Source organism: Psychrobacillus sp. NPDC093200 (assembly GCF_050280345.1).
GTDB lineage: Bacteria > Bacillota > Bacilli > Bacillales_A > Planococcaceae > Psychrobacillus > Psychrobacillus faecigallinarum.
The window spans coordinates 746048-762286 of sequence record NZ_JBNNVC010000001.1 but is presented as its reverse complement, the minus strand read 5'-3'; the positions used below and the strand labels follow the sequence as shown (position 1 = coordinate 762286).

General features: G+C 34.1%; 16 protein-coding genes. 1 reads left to right on the top strand and 15 read right to left on the bottom strand.

The features are described 5' to 3' along the window. The 4 genes from ACQKNZ_RS03820 to ACQKNZ_RS03805 form a co-directional block, all read right to left on the bottom strand. A complete protein-coding gene (locus tag ACQKNZ_RS03820) occupies positions 1-1029 on the bottom strand; it encodes a LacI family DNA-binding transcriptional regulator (protein ID WP_427658225.1) in 1029 nt (342 codons plus the stop codon). A 27-nt stretch (positions 1030-1056) separates the two neighbouring features. After that, entirely contained in the window at positions 1057-1788 is a 732-nt protein-coding gene (locus ACQKNZ_RS03815; protein ID WP_427658910.1) for a carbohydrate ABC transporter permease, read from the bottom strand. Positions 1789-1895: 107 nt separating this feature from the next. Further along, on the bottom strand, positions 1896-2843 hold the full coding sequence (locus ACQKNZ_RS03810; protein WP_144537256.1) for a carbohydrate ABC transporter permease: 948 nt from the start codon (positions 2841-2843) through the stop codon (positions 1896-1898). 80 nt (positions 2844-2923) lie between these two features. Then, positions 2924-4228, bottom strand: coding sequence for an ABC transporter substrate-binding protein (locus ACQKNZ_RS03805; protein WP_427658223.1), 1305 nt, complete (start codon positions 4226-4228; stop codon positions 2924-2926). 351 nt (positions 4229-4579) lie between these two features. Between ACQKNZ_RS03805 and ACQKNZ_RS03800 the strand changes: the two genes are divergently transcribed. Then, the gene (locus ACQKNZ_RS03800) at positions 4580-5068 is read left to right on the top strand and encodes a hypothetical protein (RefSeq protein WP_144537252.1); all 489 of its coding nucleotides are present in this window, start codon (positions 4580-4582) and stop codon (positions 5066-5068) included. 439 nt (positions 5069-5507) lie between these two features. On the opposite strand, the gene ACQKNZ_RS03795 is transcribed toward ACQKNZ_RS03800, so the two are convergent. From ACQKNZ_RS03795 to ACQKNZ_RS03745, 11 genes are all read right to left on the bottom strand, one after another. Continuing rightward, positions 5508-5663, bottom strand: a complete 156-nt coding sequence (locus tag ACQKNZ_RS03795; RefSeq protein WP_154311391.1) for a hypothetical protein — start codon at positions 5661-5663, stop codon at positions 5508-5510. A gap of 405 nt (positions 5664-6068) precedes the next feature. After that, positions 6069-6248: a hypothetical protein gene (locus ACQKNZ_RS03790; protein WP_427658220.1), complete on the bottom strand. Its 180-nt coding sequence runs from the start codon at positions 6246-6248 to the stop codon at positions 6069-6071. 84 nt (positions 6249-6332) lie between these two features. Then, positions 6333-6773, bottom strand: coding sequence for a hypothetical protein (locus ACQKNZ_RS03785; RefSeq protein WP_340862688.1), 441 nt, complete (start codon positions 6771-6773; stop codon positions 6333-6335). A 197-nt stretch (positions 6774-6970) separates the two neighbouring features. After that, positions 6971-7396, bottom strand: coding sequence for a 3-hydroxyacyl-ACP dehydratase FabZ (gene fabZ / locus ACQKNZ_RS03780; protein ID WP_151113754.1), 426 nt, complete (start codon positions 7394-7396; stop codon positions 6971-6973). 161 nt (positions 7397-7557) lie between these two features. Further along, positions 7558-8034: a DUF2628 domain-containing protein gene (locus ACQKNZ_RS03775; RefSeq protein WP_427658218.1), complete on the bottom strand. Its 477-nt coding sequence runs from the start codon at positions 8032-8034 to the stop codon at positions 7558-7560. 916 nt (positions 8035-8950) lie between these two features. Continuing rightward, on the bottom strand, positions 8951-10006 hold the full coding sequence (locus ACQKNZ_RS03770; RefSeq protein ID WP_195761947.1) for a sugar-transfer associated ATP-grasp domain-containing protein: 1056 nt from the start codon (positions 10004-10006) through the stop codon (positions 8951-8953). Positions 10007-10266: 260 nt separating this feature from the next. Next, complete coding sequence (locus ACQKNZ_RS03765; RefSeq protein ID WP_144540347.1) at positions 10267-11394, bottom strand: DegT/DnrJ/EryC1/StrS family aminotransferase; 1128 nt, start codon at positions 11392-11394, stop codon at positions 10267-10269. 177 nt (positions 11395-11571) lie between these two features. After that, positions 11572-12135: an acyltransferase gene (locus tag ACQKNZ_RS03760; protein WP_340862681.1), complete on the bottom strand. Its 564-nt coding sequence runs from the start codon at positions 12133-12135 to the stop codon at positions 11572-11574. 297 nt (positions 12136-12432) lie between these two features. Beyond that, entirely contained in the window at positions 12433-13746 is a 1314-nt protein-coding gene (locus ACQKNZ_RS03755; protein ID WP_144540351.1) for a nucleotide sugar dehydrogenase, read from the bottom strand. Between the two features lie 86 nt (positions 13747-13832). Then, a complete protein-coding gene (locus tag ACQKNZ_RS03750) occupies positions 13833-15053 on the bottom strand; it encodes a lipopolysaccharide biosynthesis protein (protein ID WP_154311396.1) in 1221 nt (406 codons plus the stop codon). Then, the gene (locus ACQKNZ_RS03745; RefSeq protein ID WP_427658214.1) at positions 15050-16234 is read right to left on the bottom strand and encodes an O-antigen ligase family protein; all 1185 of its coding nucleotides are present in this window, start codon (positions 16232-16234) and stop codon (positions 15050-15052) included. The genes ACQKNZ_RS03750 and ACQKNZ_RS03745 overlap by 4 nt, the downstream gene beginning before the upstream one ends. Positions 16235-16239: the final 5 nt, after the last annotated feature.

Sequence of the window (16239 nt, the reverse complement as noted above, 5' to 3'; positions counted from 1 at the left end):
TTACCTCCTATCAACCCTTTTCGTTCCACACGACTCCCTAATGATTAATTCTGAGTCAATCAATACTGGCTTTAATTGTGTTTCTCCATTTATCAAATCATTCAACATATAAGCTGATAATTTCCCGAATTTTTCTTTATCCTGCTTTACTGTCGTAAGTTTTGGCTCGCTATAGCGGCAAGCTACAATGTCATCACACCCGACAATTTGAATATCTTGTGGAACACTAAGTCCCTCTTCCTTTATCGCTCTCAGAGCACCCAACGCCATCAAGTCAGATGTGGCAAAAACAGCTTCAGGATACTCTTTGCATCGAAGTATTTTCTTCATCGCTTCATATCCGCTTTCTTCATGAAAGTCACCATACTGAATCCATTCTCCGCGTATTTCAAGACCAAATTGTTGCATGGCTTCATAGAAACCTTGTTTCCGATAACGAGAAATAGCTGAATCCCATTTGCCGCCTATATAACCAATCTTTCTTACAGAATGTAAATAAAAAAATTCGATCACTTTTCTCGATAAATCCACGTTATCTGTCATGATGTAACTAGATTTTGGACCTTTTAACTCAATATCAATCCCAATACACGGAATTCCTTCCTTTGCCACATCATAGATAGCCTCTTCCACTTCCTCACCCGCAATCACTATACAGCCATCGACATGAAAATGTCGACATCTTGCTAAATAGCTGCCATGCCCCGTTTGAAAGCGTTCATTTGAAAACATGATAATATCATAACCTAGTAGACCAATATTCTTTTTGAAAGCTGATATAACTTCATTAAAATAAGGATGTGTCATTTCAACATTAATCTTCCCAGCATAGATCAGTCCGATTAGGTTTGACTTTTTTGTTGCCAGTGATCTTGCAGAAAAGTTGGGTTCATAACCCTTTTGGTTAATGACATCCATTACTTGTTTCTTTGTTTTCTCACTAATGCCTTCATAGTTGTTGATGACTTTTGAAACAGTACCTTGGGAAACACCTGCCATTTGCGCTATATCTTTAATTGTTAAATTCATCTCTAATCCCTTCTATTTCACGTTACTTTATTTCACAGATCCTTCAGTAATACTTGATATAAATAAGCGGTTAAACAATAGGAAAATAATCAAAAGTGGTACAGTTGCCCAAAAAACACCTGATAAGATCATGCCAAAATCTGCATATTGTGTATTACTTAACTGGGCTAAAGCAACTTGAATCGTATACATCTCTGGATCTCTTAAAACGGTAAATTGCCATAAAAACTCGCCCCATGCAGCTGAGAAGACAATTATCCCTAAAGTTGCAAATGCCGGAAGTATAATTGGAAGCACAATACTACGATAAATTTTAAAATTGGAACACCCATCTAATTTTGCTGCTTCAATTAACTCATCCGGTACAGATTGACTAATATATTGTCTCATCAGGAATATTCCTAGAGGATTAAGGAAGAACAATACCATCACACCTGGTAATGTATCAAGTAATCCTGCCTTAGAAATCAGGAAATATTGTGGGATTAACCCTAATTGCGGCGGTATAATCATCGTTAAGAGGATAGCTGTAAAAAGTACATTTTTACCTCGAAACTTAAACTTCGCAAAGGCAAACCCAGCTAATGAACTAATAAATAAAACCACAATGGTGACAATGGAACAAACAATAAATGAGTTCCACATCGCTTGAAAGAAATCGATTTTATCCAAGACCTTATTAAAATTTTCTATTAACAAGCTCCCTGGTGTAACCGTTGGTGGAATGGAATTGTAAGCAGAACTAGGGCTTGTTGCCATTACAAACATCCAATAAAACGGAAACAACGAAAGTAGCGATGCAATGGATAATAGTACATAAGCAAGGATTCTGCTAATGGACGGTTTTTTTCCCTTCTCCGATTTATTCAATAGTTTCCACCTCTTTTCTTCCTGCCAATACCTGAGGTTAAGAAAGTATTTATGGCAGCAAAAACAGTTATCAATACTAATAATATAATAGCTGTAGCTGACGCTGTTCCAAAAGATTGTAATTTAAAGGCATCCCGATATAAATACATCACAATAGTCATGCCTTCGTCTCTTGTGAAAGCACTAGTTCCTAAAAAGATAGTTGGTTCAGAAAATAACTGCAAAGCCCCTACAGTCGATGTGAATACAGTTAAGATGATAAATGGCTTAAGCATCGGTATGGTAATGTACATAAGCTGCTGAAATTTATTTGCTCCGTCAATCGTTGCAGCTTCATACAAATCATTTGGAATACTTTGAATACCAGCAAGATAAATAATGGTGTTATACCCTACCCATCTCCAAAATACCATAATCGATATGGCAATTTTCGTTCCCCATTCAGAGCTGCTCCAGTTCACAGGATCTAGACCCGCCAAACTTAACACATAATTGGCTAAAGAAGATTCATGATCACTAAACAACACACTGAAAATAAGAGCTACAGCTACCATGGAAGTAATATACGGCATAAAAATCGTTACTCTAAAGAAGTTCTTAAACTTAAGAAATGCAAGATTCAACAAATAGGCAAAAATGATTCCGAACAGCAATTGTGGGGCGGTACCCATGATTCCCATGACGATTGTATTGTAAACTGATTTCCAAAAAAGAGGATCGGTTAAGACTATTTTAAAATTAGCTAAGCCAACAAATGTCATAGGACTTAATCCGTTCCATTTTTGAAACCCTAAATAAATACTAAATAATGCTGGATATAACCCAATAATAGCAAAAATAATAAAGAAAGGGGCTATATATAAATAGCCTGAAGCCATATCTTTTTTCTGTTCAGACATGTACCTTTTTTTTCTTACCTTTTCCTTATTACTTACAGTATTCATGTACTCACCTCATCCCTATCAAAGGTGGAATTGGAGCTCATTAACCCCTCATCCACCTTCATATCTAGTAATCTTTTTATCTAGCGATTTAATAAATCTTTTGCACGTTTAACTGCCGATGTCCATTCTTTTTCTGGATCTGCTTCTTTAGATTGAACATTCTTCAAGGCATTCAACACTTCCTGATAAAGTGGGAAGTATTTCTCTCCTTTATAAACTGCTCCATTAATGTCTTGGGCAGCTTTTGCAAATACTGGTGCTGTCGATTGTCCTCCAAAGAATTCATCTTCATTGTTTTTGAAGGCATCCATATCATAAACAGCTGGTGCAGATGGGAATAATCCTTTTGTTTGGAATGATTTCAATTGATTGTCTGGAGAGATTAACCATTCTGCGAATTTATAAGCTTCATCAGCATTTTTAGTTTCCTTTGGAATGGAGATAAAAGAACCGCCCCAGTTTGCAGCAAATTCAGTTGGTAAAGTAGCTACTCTCCATTTGCCAACAGCTTCCGGTGCATTACCTTCCATCCAACCTTTTAACCAACCAGCTCCTAATTCAGCTGCAAATTCACCTTTATTCACAGCATTTGCCCACTCCGGTGACCACATTTCAAATTTCCCAACAATTCCAAGCTCATTTAAATGTACAGCGTAATCATATGCTGCTTTAACAGCATTTTCATCTTGCTCTAGTAGTAATTCACCCTCAGGATTAAGGAAGGTTTCTTGAGCTGCGTCTAAGTAAGCTCTGAATGCCATTTCTATACTATCTACGAATGGTTTTCCTGTCTTTTCCTTCACCTTTATACCCGCTTCTTCAAAAGCTTTTGGAGTACTGATTAAATTAGTTACTTCTTCAGGTTCAGTTGGTAAACCAGCTGCTTCAAATACATCTGTACGATAGTATAAAGCTTTAGGACCAATATCTGTTGGTAAGCCGATTAAGAAATCCCCAGCATTATTCTCCCCTGTGTTCCATTTCCAATCCAGGTATTGATCTTTAATATCTTTTGCACCAAGATCATAGAGGTTTTCAAATTGGTCTTGTGCTACTTTAAAACGGTCTAATTGATCAATCTCTAACATCGTAATATCTGGAGCTCCGCTTCCAGCCGATAATGCCGTAAATAATGCATCATGATGCTCTGCTGTTTCAGCAGCTCTTACTTTTATTTTCACATTAGGGTTTTCTTCTTCATATGCTTTCGCCAAGTCTTCATAACCAGTAGCACCAAAAGTCCAAAAATTTAATGTAACTTGTTCTTGTTTGTCTCCGCCTTTTTCTCTATTAGACGATTCCTTTTCGGTTCCACTACAAGCTGCCAATGAAAATGCAAGAACTGTTGACAAGCCTATTGCACTTAATTTTTTCAAACCTTTCAATTTGATTCCCCCTATTTTTTTGACTAATGTTTTCTTACAGGTTGTAATTCTTCAACAAAAATAATGAAAGTTATTATTTTTGTATCATTCACCTCCCATATTGTTTTCCTCATAAAAACTAAACTTATTTACCATACTTCGGAAACCGGTTTCTAAACTTGATGAAAAAGAGCGATTATTAGAAGGTGAAACCGCTTTCAATTTGAATTATAAAACTAGATTGATATAAAATCAAGAATTTTCTTAATACTTTTAGAAAACGCTTTCCATAACTGAGGACGGATAACACAAAGTCTTAGAAATGCATAACATGTATAAGGAAATGCTTAAATAGCGTTGGAGGGATAAAGTATGGTGAGTTTCCAATCTTTTCATGGGATTGTTACTATGATAAGTGATTTTGCAACAGGGTTAAATGGAGAAGATGGTTGTTATACGTTAATGTCAGTAGACAACGGTAACGGGGCTTTAGTAAATTTTGTAGTATCACCCTCTACTTATTTTGTAGACCAAGAAATGGTAGGGGTTGGAGATTGGGTTACTGGATACTATGATGGAAATGCACCCGTTCCTTTAATCTTTCCACCACAATATCAGGCACTTGTTATAGTAAAAAATAATCCAAATCAATTTGTAAAAGTTGACTTCTTTAACAGCCAGTTTGTTAGTAGCGATGGTCAATTGAGCTTAAATATTTCACCGTATACCCCCATAATTTTGACAAACGGGCAAGCTTTTACAAAAAGTCCAGCAAACCGAAATCTAATTGTAATCTATGGCCCCACCACCCGAAGCATTCCTGCCCAAACCACGCCGTATAAAATTATTGTTTGGTGTTAGAAGGACGAATATAGATGCCCGGGGTTCTTTGCACCTCACTGATTAGCTATTTTAAGAGACGCTTAGAATCCTTGTATGAACATTTTATGAAGTTGAAAGGCTAGGGCAAAACCTTTCTTAGAAATTCAAGAGGCTGTGTTCTCCGCTACAGTGAACGCTTTTCTGGGGACACGGAGCGAGCCTGTAGTATCTCCTACGCGCTTGTCCCCTAGGATTCGCCGCCTTGCTCAAAACAACTAAAATTCTTTATTCAGGTGAAAACTGTATATAATCTCAGAAATAAAAGAGGACATCTTCAGTTAAATTAATATAGCTACGTTAAAGGCAAAGGTTGATTTAAGACACAAAAAATGAGCTGGGATATTTTCTCCAAGCTCATTTTAATTTGATTTCCTTTTTACTAAAGCACCCGTTAGTTCAACAAGAAAAATAGCTACTTTTAATCATTTTTAGTGAAGTTCGCCCATTGTTCAGTAGGTCCTGTGTTATCTATTATGAATAAACTACCGTCTTTCTTATAAAGAAAAATTTCATTACCAGATTCAGCACCATCTCCTAATGCTGTTAAAGTGTTTGTTGAGACTATTTGACTCATATCCACTTCATCTTTTGGAATAATCCTGTTAAAAACATACTTCTCACCATCATAATTTATCCATTGCAGTGGAAGAGGTTCACCGATTATGAGCTCTTCAGTGGTTTCTTTCGCTGTTGAATCGTTGGTGCAACCCGATAAGAAAGCAATAGCTAATAATAAAAAGAAAAAGTATTTTATTCTAATACGCTTTCCCCCCTTTTCATAATAAGTCGTTAATTTCCAATTAAAATTTCATTTGTGTTTATTAAACTAAACTGCCGCTTTAGTTCAATTAGAAAAAAAGGCTTTACTCCTTCTTGAAGTAAAGCACCCGTTAGAATAGTCAAAAATTTCTTGCTATATCATTAAGTCTGTGTAAAAAAACACTAATAACTTGTAAGCCATTTTTACGCTGACCGCCTTCTAATGATGTAAAAATATCTCTTCTATATCATTTTCTAGACTTGATAACAGCTTAGATAATTGAGGTAGATCAGGCTCTGGCATTACAACAGTGTTTAACCTTCCTTGTAATTCTTGCAAATCAAATTCTCCATTTTTGAATCTTTTACATATTTCTCTAAGATCATTTATTGTACGCATTAATTTACTCCTATTAATATTTTTAACTTTTCCTCTTATTGAACTAAACTGCGCCGTTAGTTGAGTAAGAATACATGAAATGACCTATTTTTCTACTTCGGTAATGATAGGTATGGAAGTAGAAGCAATGTTCACAATATGGTCAATACAGATCATTCCATAATGTTTAAAGGGTCCTGGATAATCTTTTGATGCAAACGTATGGGATTGAACAAAATCAAGGAAATGTGATTTACTATAAACTCTAAATGCTTTTCCTTCAAATTCCTCGTATTCATCCCATTGAGTAAAGGACTCATTCGTTACAGAGTAGCTTATATAGTTTTCGAAATGAATTTGAATGATAGGTAAACTTTCATCTGTAGTTACAGGATATCCTTCAATCGACACATCTCCAATTACATATTTCTCTTCTGTTTCAATTACTTTGCGCCTTTCAAAAAAGAGTCTAAGGCTGTTTACTTGTAGTTCTGTCTTTCCAATTAAGTCAATGTTTTTTAACTTCATTAAATCTTGATATAACAAATTATCACCTCATTTTGAAACATACTATTCATTGATTTTACATCTTCTTATCGAACTAATCTGCCCGTTAGTCTAAGTGTAACATCTCACAATGCATATCTGGGATCAACTTAATGTTCTGTACATAAAAATAGACCATCGAAACGATGGTCAAATTTTAAACATCCGTTAGTTGAATAAGTTCTCCCTAGTATTTTTTAATCACCGAACGCAAATGTTATTTCTGCTTCGCAAACCAGTTCTCCATCGACTGTTGCTATACCTTTGCACTTCCCTATAGGACCCTTTAATCTTGTAATCTCGATTTCTAGCCTAAGTTGGTCTCCTGGTTTAACTTGCTTTTTGAAACGGCATTTATCTATACCTGCTAAAAGCCCTAATCGTCCTTCGTTCCCTTCTTTTGTTAACATTACAACTGCACTTACTTGAGCTAATGCCTCCACTATTAATACACCTGGCATCACTGGATAATCCGGAAAATGTCCGTTAAAAAAATTCTCGTTAGCAGTAATATTTTTTATACCAACTGCTCGTTTTCCTTCTTCTAATTCCAAAATTCTATCCACTAAAAGAAATGGATAGCGATGTCTGATTACTTCTTTAATTTTTTGAATGTCTAATATCATTAAACTCTTTCCTCCTAATAATACTTTTACCATTTATATTAGCACTTACTCCTAATAGTTGATACTATAAATTTCAATATTAATCATTATGTATTAAAAACGACAAAACCGATGTACAGTAACGTAACTGCATCGGTTTTTACGAAAGTATTATTTTATTAAACTCCATATATAAATGCTGCTAGTATGATATACATAATTATCATTCCAAAAGCTACTAGCCCCCCTAGCCAGCTAGTTCCCCCACGCTTTTCGAGCTCTGCATGAATATTTTCCATACTCGCTGAATTCTGTTCAGTAACTCTTTTTATTTCCTTGTTTGCATGCATTAGATATAAATAATTGCCTAATAGCCCACAAATAACAGATAATGTTATACCTATCGTGCTATCCATACCAAATTCAAATCCACTAAAAACAATGATTATGTCGTACAAAAGGAAAATACCAACCACCATGAAAATATAGGAATACATTTTACGATAGCCTAGCCATAAAAAAGAAAGGAAAAAAGCTGCCCAGTTCCAAGATTGAGCACTCTTCGCCCATTTATTAAAATAATACCCTCTGTTTTTAGCTCCAACATAAGCCCCTAGCAACCTCTCTTCTATCTCTGGGAAATTCTTGTTGACCACCTGTGTACCTCCCCATTATAATTTTAATGTTCATTATATTTTTGAACCATTTCTTTTATACCTATTTTCACCACTTCATAAACACAAAAATCTATTTAAATGTTAATTTTATGAATTTATTTATGAAATGAATCACAAAATATGAAATCTATATTTTTAAAACTTCTATTTTTCCTGATTAATTTTCTTGTAAGATAAAATTGAAAGTAAAAGACATGATTTCGTCGAATATATGCACAAAATATTATTAAATGCACAAGATTTTTGTCGAATTATAAGGGAAATAAAAGAGATTATATGAAGGGGTGTAAAGATTGTTATCAGACTTTCGTTCTAAGTTAGACAAGGAGATTGGGCCTCGAAAAATTCTACACATAAAAGAATGTGAAATTTGTGGCTATGATGAATATTATTTTATCGATCCAGAAACTAATAAACAACTTGGCATGGCTTGTGAGGGTTGTAATTATATAAAACGGTTTGAGTTTAACTCTAAAAACTAATCTAATTGAAGCAGCTAATTAGACTACCAAAATAACTGCTTCTTTTTCTATAAACGATTTTCCTATGATATAATTTTGTCTTAGTCATTGTTCACTTAGAATCTTCGTCAATTCAACTAACAATGCTTCACAATTTTTGTGGTCGGCTTCGTGTAGCCCTTACTTTATCCCCAGACTGTCAATGTCTCTTTACCGCATTAAGCTATCTACTGTTCCCAACCATATACAATATGGCCCACCAAGCTTTGTCATCTTTCTTGTACTAGATACAATTAATAGTTTTTATAAACTTACTTTCCATTTAAATATAAAAAAGCCACAGAATTAATGATTTCTGTGACCTCGTCTTTATTTTCTTTCTAAAAAATTTTAACTGTTCATCCTGAGGAAAGAAATAAAAGCGGAAATCATTACTATATGATTCCATGGTATTTATAAAATTTTGATACTCTTTCATCGCTTAGTAATGGTCGATGGACCTGTAATAAGTTTACGTCACTAAAATTATTTCCCTCAAGTACAGAAAATCCATCATCTGTAATTACAATATCCCAACCAACGTATTTAATATATGGATAGAGAGAGGCTGCATTTAATATACTTTCTTTAATTTCATGCCAATGGGGAACTATCTTTCCCTTAATTTTAGACTTAGTTTCTGGGTGTTCACTATACCATTCTAGTTTTCCGTTTTTAGGATACGTCACACCTTCGCTTAACTCTCCACTATTCAGATCAATCTCTGCACTTAAACCGCCCTGCGTCCAATTATCAGCAGGAATGGATGTTAAGTTCCCCATTCTTTGAACAGCTATAGGTATAAAAGGTTTGTTAGTGACTGGGTCTATCATAGTTAGGATTCTAATAGTATTAGTAGTCTTTGGATAAAACTCTTTACTGAAATTACTTTGTCCTACGAACTCATTAACTACATAATTGTGCAACTTAGAAATTACTTTTTCTAATTCTTTTTCATCTACTTGTTTTTCATTTAAGTAATATTCTTCTTTGATTTTCTTTAAAACAAAAATCCCATATCCACCGCCATTGCGTATAGGCTTAATAACACAGGCATTATGTTTGTCTAAGTAATTTAAAATTTTAAATGCCGAATCAATTTTTTCCTCATTTTCTAAGCATAAAAACTTTCCTTTTTCAATTAAACTAAAATTTTTAGGAATAGTAATATGTTGCTTGTACATGGATTCGAACACTAACTTTTCATCTAAAATAAAACTATAAGGGCTATTTAAGTATCTAGTATTTAATCGTTGGATATCGGATAAGTACTCTTTCGGATCATTTTTAGTAAAATTATAAATTATCGCCGACTCACTTAAGAAACCTTTTCTAGAAAAATTGATTTTCTTACTAATTCCTTTATTCACAGAGGATTTTAAGTTTTTCTTCATAAAAGTACGATAGATATTAGTTTGACGGTATAGATTAATCGCTTTATTCTTTATCATAAAAGCACATCCACCTTTTTGAATTAAATAAATAGCTGTGTTAATTTCATAGATAGTACACTTGTTCAGTGAAGTACTAATTTTTATTACTTGGTTGATTGCGTGACAGATGCACATTAACTTCTTTAACCAGTAATATTCTTCTTTGTTTCTTTATCTAAATTGATGAAACTATGAAACTAAATCAGCAAATAATAATTTCCAATTAGATCTTTATCAAGTATAGAAAAGCAGTCGAATTACTTCGACTGCTCATGATTTTAACTCATAAATTCTTTAATAACTTTACAAACTTGATCGACTTCCGCTTCACTCAAATACGGATGCATCGGTAAGGAAAGTACTGTATCACATAGCTCATTTGTTACGATGAAATCTTCTTCTATATACTCTAAGTTTTCAAATGCTTCTTGTTTGTGCATTGGTTTGACGTAATAGACCATACTTGGGATATTCTCTTCTTTTAGCTTGTTTTGGAGATTATCTCGTTCAGTCTTATTCTTAAGCTTAATCGTGTATTGAGCAAAACTAGAAACATAGCCTTCAGGAATATAAGGAATTTCAACGACATCCTTTAAGCGTTCATTGTAATGACTTGCTACACGATTGACATCTGTAACCTCATGCTTATCAAAGGCTTTTAGTTTGACTTGAAGAATGGCAGCTTGGATAGTATCTAATCTCGAGTTCACACCGATTCTTACATTGTCGTATTTATTACTTCCTTTTCCATGTACTTTTAGAGACTGTAACAACTCTGCTAAATTGTCGTCATCAGTAAAGATAGCTCCTCCATCTCCATAGCCTCCTAATGGTTTAGCTGGAAAGAAGGAAGTAGTTGCCGCATCACCAAAGCTGCAAGCTCTTTTTCCATCAATGCTTCCACCAAAGCCCTGAGCACCATCTTCCAAAACTAAAAGATTATACTTTTGAGCAATTTTTAAGATCTCTGGATAATTAGCTGGAAGTCCAAATAGATCTACAGGAATGATAACCTTTGGAGATAGTTTTCCTTCTTCCATTGTTTTAATGATTGCCTGTTCTAGTTTTTTCGTATCAATATTAAAGGTGTTTCTATCTACATCAACAAAAATGGGAGTAGCTCCAACAAATGAAACTACTTCACCTGTTGAAAAGAAAGTAAAATCAGGTAAAAATACTGCATCTCCCTCTTTAATACCCCAGGCCATTAAAACAAGAGATAATGCCTCTGTTCCATTAGCACATGTAATAGTATGTTTGGCTCCTGTATACTTTGATAATTGTAGTTCTAGTTCTTTTACTTCATTGCCACCTATAAAGTTTGCATTACTAATCACTTTCTGAATTGCTGTATCAATTTCATCTTTATATGTTTGATATTGAGTTTTTAAATCTCTAAATTCCATGATAGCCCAGCTTTCTATACTTAATAGTCGTTACTTTAGTGAATTTGGTAGGGATTATTTTATCATCATAAAATATCCATCGTCATCTGGCTAGTTAAAACTACAGGCGACAAATTCAGCAGGGTAACTTATCACTCCACACACTTAAAATTGGTCGCCTAAATATTTAACTATATTTTATTTACCTTCTGTTAGAACCCCGTTAGAAAGATTATACTCTCTTTCACATTCGCTGCATTTTAACTCATTTTTCAGTACATGCCCACATTCACAAACCCAACCTTTTTGTTTGGCAGGTATTCCTGTCATTAAAGCATAATCAGGTACATCTTTGGTTACTACAGCTCCTGAAGCAATCATTGCCCAACGACCAATCGTATTACCACACACGATAGTTGCATTTGCCCCAATCGAAGCACCGTATTTAACTAACGTTCTTTTGTATCCTTCTGCTCCCTTAGGATACTTACTTCTAGGAGTCAAATCATTTGTAAAAACCATCGATGGTCCGCAAAATACGTAATCCTCTAACTCTACACCCTCGTAAATGGAAACATTATTTTGGATCTTCACTCCATTACCTATTTGGACATTGTTAGAAATATTGACGTTTTGACCTAAAGAACATTTTTCACCAATTTTTGCGCCTTTTTGAATATGACTAAAATGCCAAATTTTTGTGTCCTCACCGATTATAACACCTTCGTCTACGTAACTACTCGGATGTACATAGAAATTCATGTTCAGGCCTCCATATCGTAAATACAGTTATCTTTTAAAATTGAATCATTTTCATAATTCCTGTTTTTATGAAAAACACGAACAATCAAGAAGGCACTATGATATATACATGCTTTTCTTCTTATAATATAATTGACGTTCTTGTCGGCCGCTTTCGGCGGAGTGATCGATAAGCCATCACCGCGCGCGTTGTGATGGCTTATCTGGCTCACTCATCTCCCCAGAGTCGCCGCCCAATCAACAAAGAAGAGATGTTCGTGTTTGATTGGTAAACTGCTATTTATGAAATAAAATTAACTATAATAATTCTACATTTTCTCTATTAGTGATAGATTTCATAGCATTCTTCGTATCAAAAATCACTTTAGAATGTTTTTGAACAAAGTCATAGTCTACAGTTGTGTGAGCTGTTGTTATGATTACTAGATCTGCATTACCTAGTAATTCAGCAGTTAACTCAGGTTCACCTTTTTTCACTTCACCATTTTCGCGATATTCAGGAACAAATGGGTCAAAGTAAACTACGTCTGCTCCTTCTTTCTCTAACTCCTCAATTACTCGAATAGCCGGACTTTCTCTAAAATCTTCAATATCTTGCTTATAAGCAACACCTAGCACTAAAATTCTAGATCCATTCATAGGTTTTCTATCTCTGTTCAAGATTTTACTTGCTCTTTCTGCACAATACTCAGGCATACGATCATTAACCATCATCGAAGATTCAATCATTGATGTGTGGAAACCAAATTCACGAGCTTTCCATGACAAATAGTATGGGTCAAGAGGGATACAATGACCACCTAACCCTGGACCTGGATAAAACGCTTGGAAACCATAAGGCTTAGATTTAGCTGCATCAATAACTTCCCATAGATTAATCCCCATTTTATTACTTAACATCGCAAGCTCATTTATAAGCCCAATGTTAACATTTCTATATGTATTTTCAAGAATTTTTTCCATTTCTGCAATTGCCGGAGAGGAAACAGTAATTACTTCTCCTTTTAAAACTGCACGATACATTTCTGCAATAACCTCTGTAGCTTCTTCTCCAATTGCACCAACTACTTTCGGTGTATTGTTTGTTTTGTAAACTAAATTACCTGGGTCTACACGCTCTGGAGAGAATCCTAAGTAAAAATCAGTTCCACAAACTAAGCCAGAACCATTTTCTAAAATTGGTTTAATTAATTCCTCTGTTGTTCCAGGGTAAGTTGTTGACTCAAGAACAACCATCGTTTCTTTTGTAAGATACTTAGCTATTTCTTTTGAAGAGCTTTCCAGATAGCTTACGTCTGGTTGTTGATATTCATCTAAAGGAGTCGGAACGCAAATAGCAATGAAATCGACATCTTTTATATGACTAAAATCGGTGGTAGCTGATAGCAAGCCAGATTCAACTATACTAGATAATTCTGTCTCAACTACATCTCCAATATAATTTTGTCCTTTATTGACCATATCCACTTTTTCTTGTTGAACATCAAAGCCTATTGTTTTAAAGCCCGCCTTCGCTTTTTCAACAGCTAATGGAAGTCCAACATATCCTAGCCCTATTACACCTACTGTAATTTGTTTGTTTTCAATCTTGTCTAATAATTTTCTTTTCATCTTCTATGTCCTACTTTCTTCTACCGTTTTTTATTTGTTTATGTAAATTTATTTAGTACCAATTTTGGAAGTCCTTTAGGTTGGACTTAACCACCTTTGGAACTTTTAACTGTTTTGCTTCTTCGATAATTAAGCATAAAAACACTTAACTGCATAATTAGCTTAAAAACTGCTGCTACAAGAACACCAAATGTAAATCCTTTCAATCCACCTATCTTGTAAAAATAATAGGCTGCCGAAACGTAAACGACTAAATGAAGTCCGCTCATGTAAATTTGCCAGCTAATTTTGTTAAAACGAAGATTGAATGGCTGAACTACTGTAGATAGCACACTTATAATAGCAGTAGCTGTAGTAATATAAACCAACTCTAGCGACTCTTTTGCCCAGTCGTTATAGAAAAAACCTAAGAAGTATGGGCTTATCCAAACAGTTGCAAGATAGCCGACTGCACCTAATACACAAGAGATGCTAAACATTTTTATTACTTTTTTCAAACTAATATTATCTACCTTAACTAAATAGCTTAAAATGACAGAGTTAACTGGGTTAATCATCATCGAAATAATTTTCCCCAGAATAGTGGAGCTATAATAAATAGCTACACTAACAGGTCCTAGCAAAGGAAGTAAGATTAATTTGTCAGCATATGAAAGAACATTTTTCAATAGATTGGCTATATACAATAATACACCTTTTGAAGCAGTGTCCTTATATAGAGCAGATAATTTAAACTTTTCCTTATGTAAGCTTGTGTGACGAAAAATATAGATCAAGCTAAATAGCAGTCCGGTGAAATAGATAATCTGCCAGCTTTCAAAATATAAAAATATGATGGAACCTATTAGGTAACCGACACTCATATAGATATTATTTAAAAGAATCCCTTTATAATTCAAAACTAATCGGAAAGTTACTACTAAATACTCCTTCCAAATTGATGCAACAGTTATCAGACTTAATAATAGATAATCCAGAAGGGTTAAACTGGAGTCTATGTAGAAGGAAATAGCAATAATTAGAAGAATACTTACAAAAGAAGAACCTACCAGTAAAGGATTAAAATCTCCTTCTTCGTTTTTTTCCTTGTATTCATTATCCTTCAATAAACGTATATTGTTCAATACATTACCTAATGGAAAACTCACAACCGTAAACACACTGATTAGTGTTATTATTAGCCCGTATTCTTCTCCTCCTAAAGCTTTTGCGATTAGAGGATAGGATACAAGCTGTAGGATAAGTAATGGTAGAGCAGCTGATATAATATTTAATAGGGAATCCACGAGAAATTTCTTGTTTTTCATGTTAATCTCTCACCGTTTTCTAAATTTAGTTTGATAAGTAAACCTAATAAAATCCAAAACTTAATATCCGTAATATAGGAACTACTTATCATTAAATGGACAAACCCTAAACCAATCCAAATGATTATTAAAAAATAGTTATTTAGATTTTTTGTTAATAGACTTCTTACTAATAAAAACAAGATGATAAGGATTGCTATACCTCCAGCTATTACACCAAAGTTAACAACCATCTCGAGAAAGAAATTATGTGCATATCCTCCCTCTTTACCAATAATCCGCCGATCCGCCCCTAGTCCGAGTCCTAGGAAGGGGTTGTTCATAACAGCCTTTATTAGATTTTCATATATGTAATCTCTACCGCTTAGATGTACTTCACCGCTCAAAAATAGTTTTATGCTTCTACTATTAATGTCGTATTTATTTAATATTTCATATAGCATATTAAATAATTTATCTAAATTGAGGCTTAAGAAAACTAGACTGACCACTACTAAAAGGTTATAAAAGACTTTAGAATAGGAAATCTGAAAGATCAAACGAATCATTTTTAACGCAATAAATACAACAATACATAATAGCGCCCCCCTTGAACCAAGGGCTAGAATAACAAAAATAGATATTAAAGAAAAAAGAAGAGCCTTGTTGGAATATTTATCTATCAGACTATCTAAAAATAGAATTGCTGGCAGTAGCATATAATAGGAAAGAGCCATACTATAGGAACCGGCAGTTGCATTTCCAGAAACTATTATGAGACCCAATAATGCTCCAAAAAAGAATACTATATAGCTTGACTTGATCATCACTTTCTTAAAAATCTCAAAATCTCTTAAGCTCATCGTATATATAAACGCCGGCAAGCACATTCCAAATAACGGGAATATTAACTGCTTTAAATAGAAATGATTTTGAGGGAAAAATAAATAATTTAAAAGAAAGATGAGAATAGCTACAAAATATACTCCTATAAATTTCCCTAAGATTCTTTTTAGCACTGCAGGTAAGGCATACAAAAACAAAACACCTACTAGTACTTTCGATATCAGTTGTACTCCTGAGCCCGCTGCAGTCCCAATAAGATTAAAATAAATCAGAAGAAAATATTGTATAGTAAGAACTATAAAGGATGCCATTATTGCTATGCTTATTTTTTGATCATCTGATTTATTTTTCACCATAAATT

What these genes read in the sequence shown, in the direction of transcription:
- ACQKNZ_RS03755 (WP_144540351.1), bottom strand. Translation starts at nt 13,746, where the DNA reads ATGAAAAGAAAATTATTAGACAAGATTGAAAACAAACAAATTACAGTA.
- ACQKNZ_RS03800 (WP_144537252.1), top strand. Translation starts at nt 4,580, where the DNA reads ATGGTGAGTTTCCAATCTTTTCATGGGATTGTTACTATGATAAGTGAT.
- ACQKNZ_RS03815 (WP_427658910.1), bottom strand. Translation starts at nt 1,788, where the DNA reads ATGGCAACAAGCCCTAGTTCTGCTTACAATTCCATTCCACCAACGGTT.
- ACQKNZ_RS03770 (WP_195761947.1), bottom strand. Translation starts at nt 10,006, where the DNA reads ATGATAAAGAATAAAGCGATTAATCTATACCGTCAAACTAATATCTAT.
- ACQKNZ_RS03810 (WP_144537256.1), bottom strand. Translation starts at nt 2,843, where the DNA reads ATGAATACTGTAAGTAATAAGGAAAAGGTAAGAAAAAAAAGGTACATG.
- ACQKNZ_RS03765 (WP_144540347.1), bottom strand. Translation starts at nt 11,394, where the DNA reads ATGGAATTTAGAGATTTAAAAACTCAATATCAAACATATAAAGATGAA.
- ACQKNZ_RS03790 (WP_427658220.1), bottom strand. Translation starts at nt 6,248, where the DNA reads ATGCGTACAATAAATGATCTTAGAGAAATATGTAAAAGATTCAAAAAT.
- ACQKNZ_RS03795 (WP_154311391.1), bottom strand. Translation starts at nt 5,663, where the DNA reads ATGAGTCAAATAGTCTCAACAAACACTTTAACAGCATTAGGAGATGGT.
- ACQKNZ_RS03820 (WP_427658225.1), bottom strand. Translation starts at nt 1,029, where the DNA reads ATGAATTTAACAATTAAAGATATAGCGCAAATGGCAGGTGTTTCCCAA.
- ACQKNZ_RS03760 (WP_340862681.1), bottom strand. Translation starts at nt 12,135, where the DNA reads ATGAATTTCTATGTACATCCGAGTAGTTACGTAGACGAAGGTGTTATA.
- ACQKNZ_RS03745 (WP_427658214.1), bottom strand. Translation starts at nt 16,234, where the DNA reads ATGGTGAAAAATAAATCAGATGATCAAAAAATAAGCATAGCAATAATG.
- ACQKNZ_RS03750 (WP_154311396.1), bottom strand. Translation starts at nt 15,053, where the DNA reads ATGAAAAACAAGAAATTTCTCGTGGATTCCCTATTAAATATTATATCA.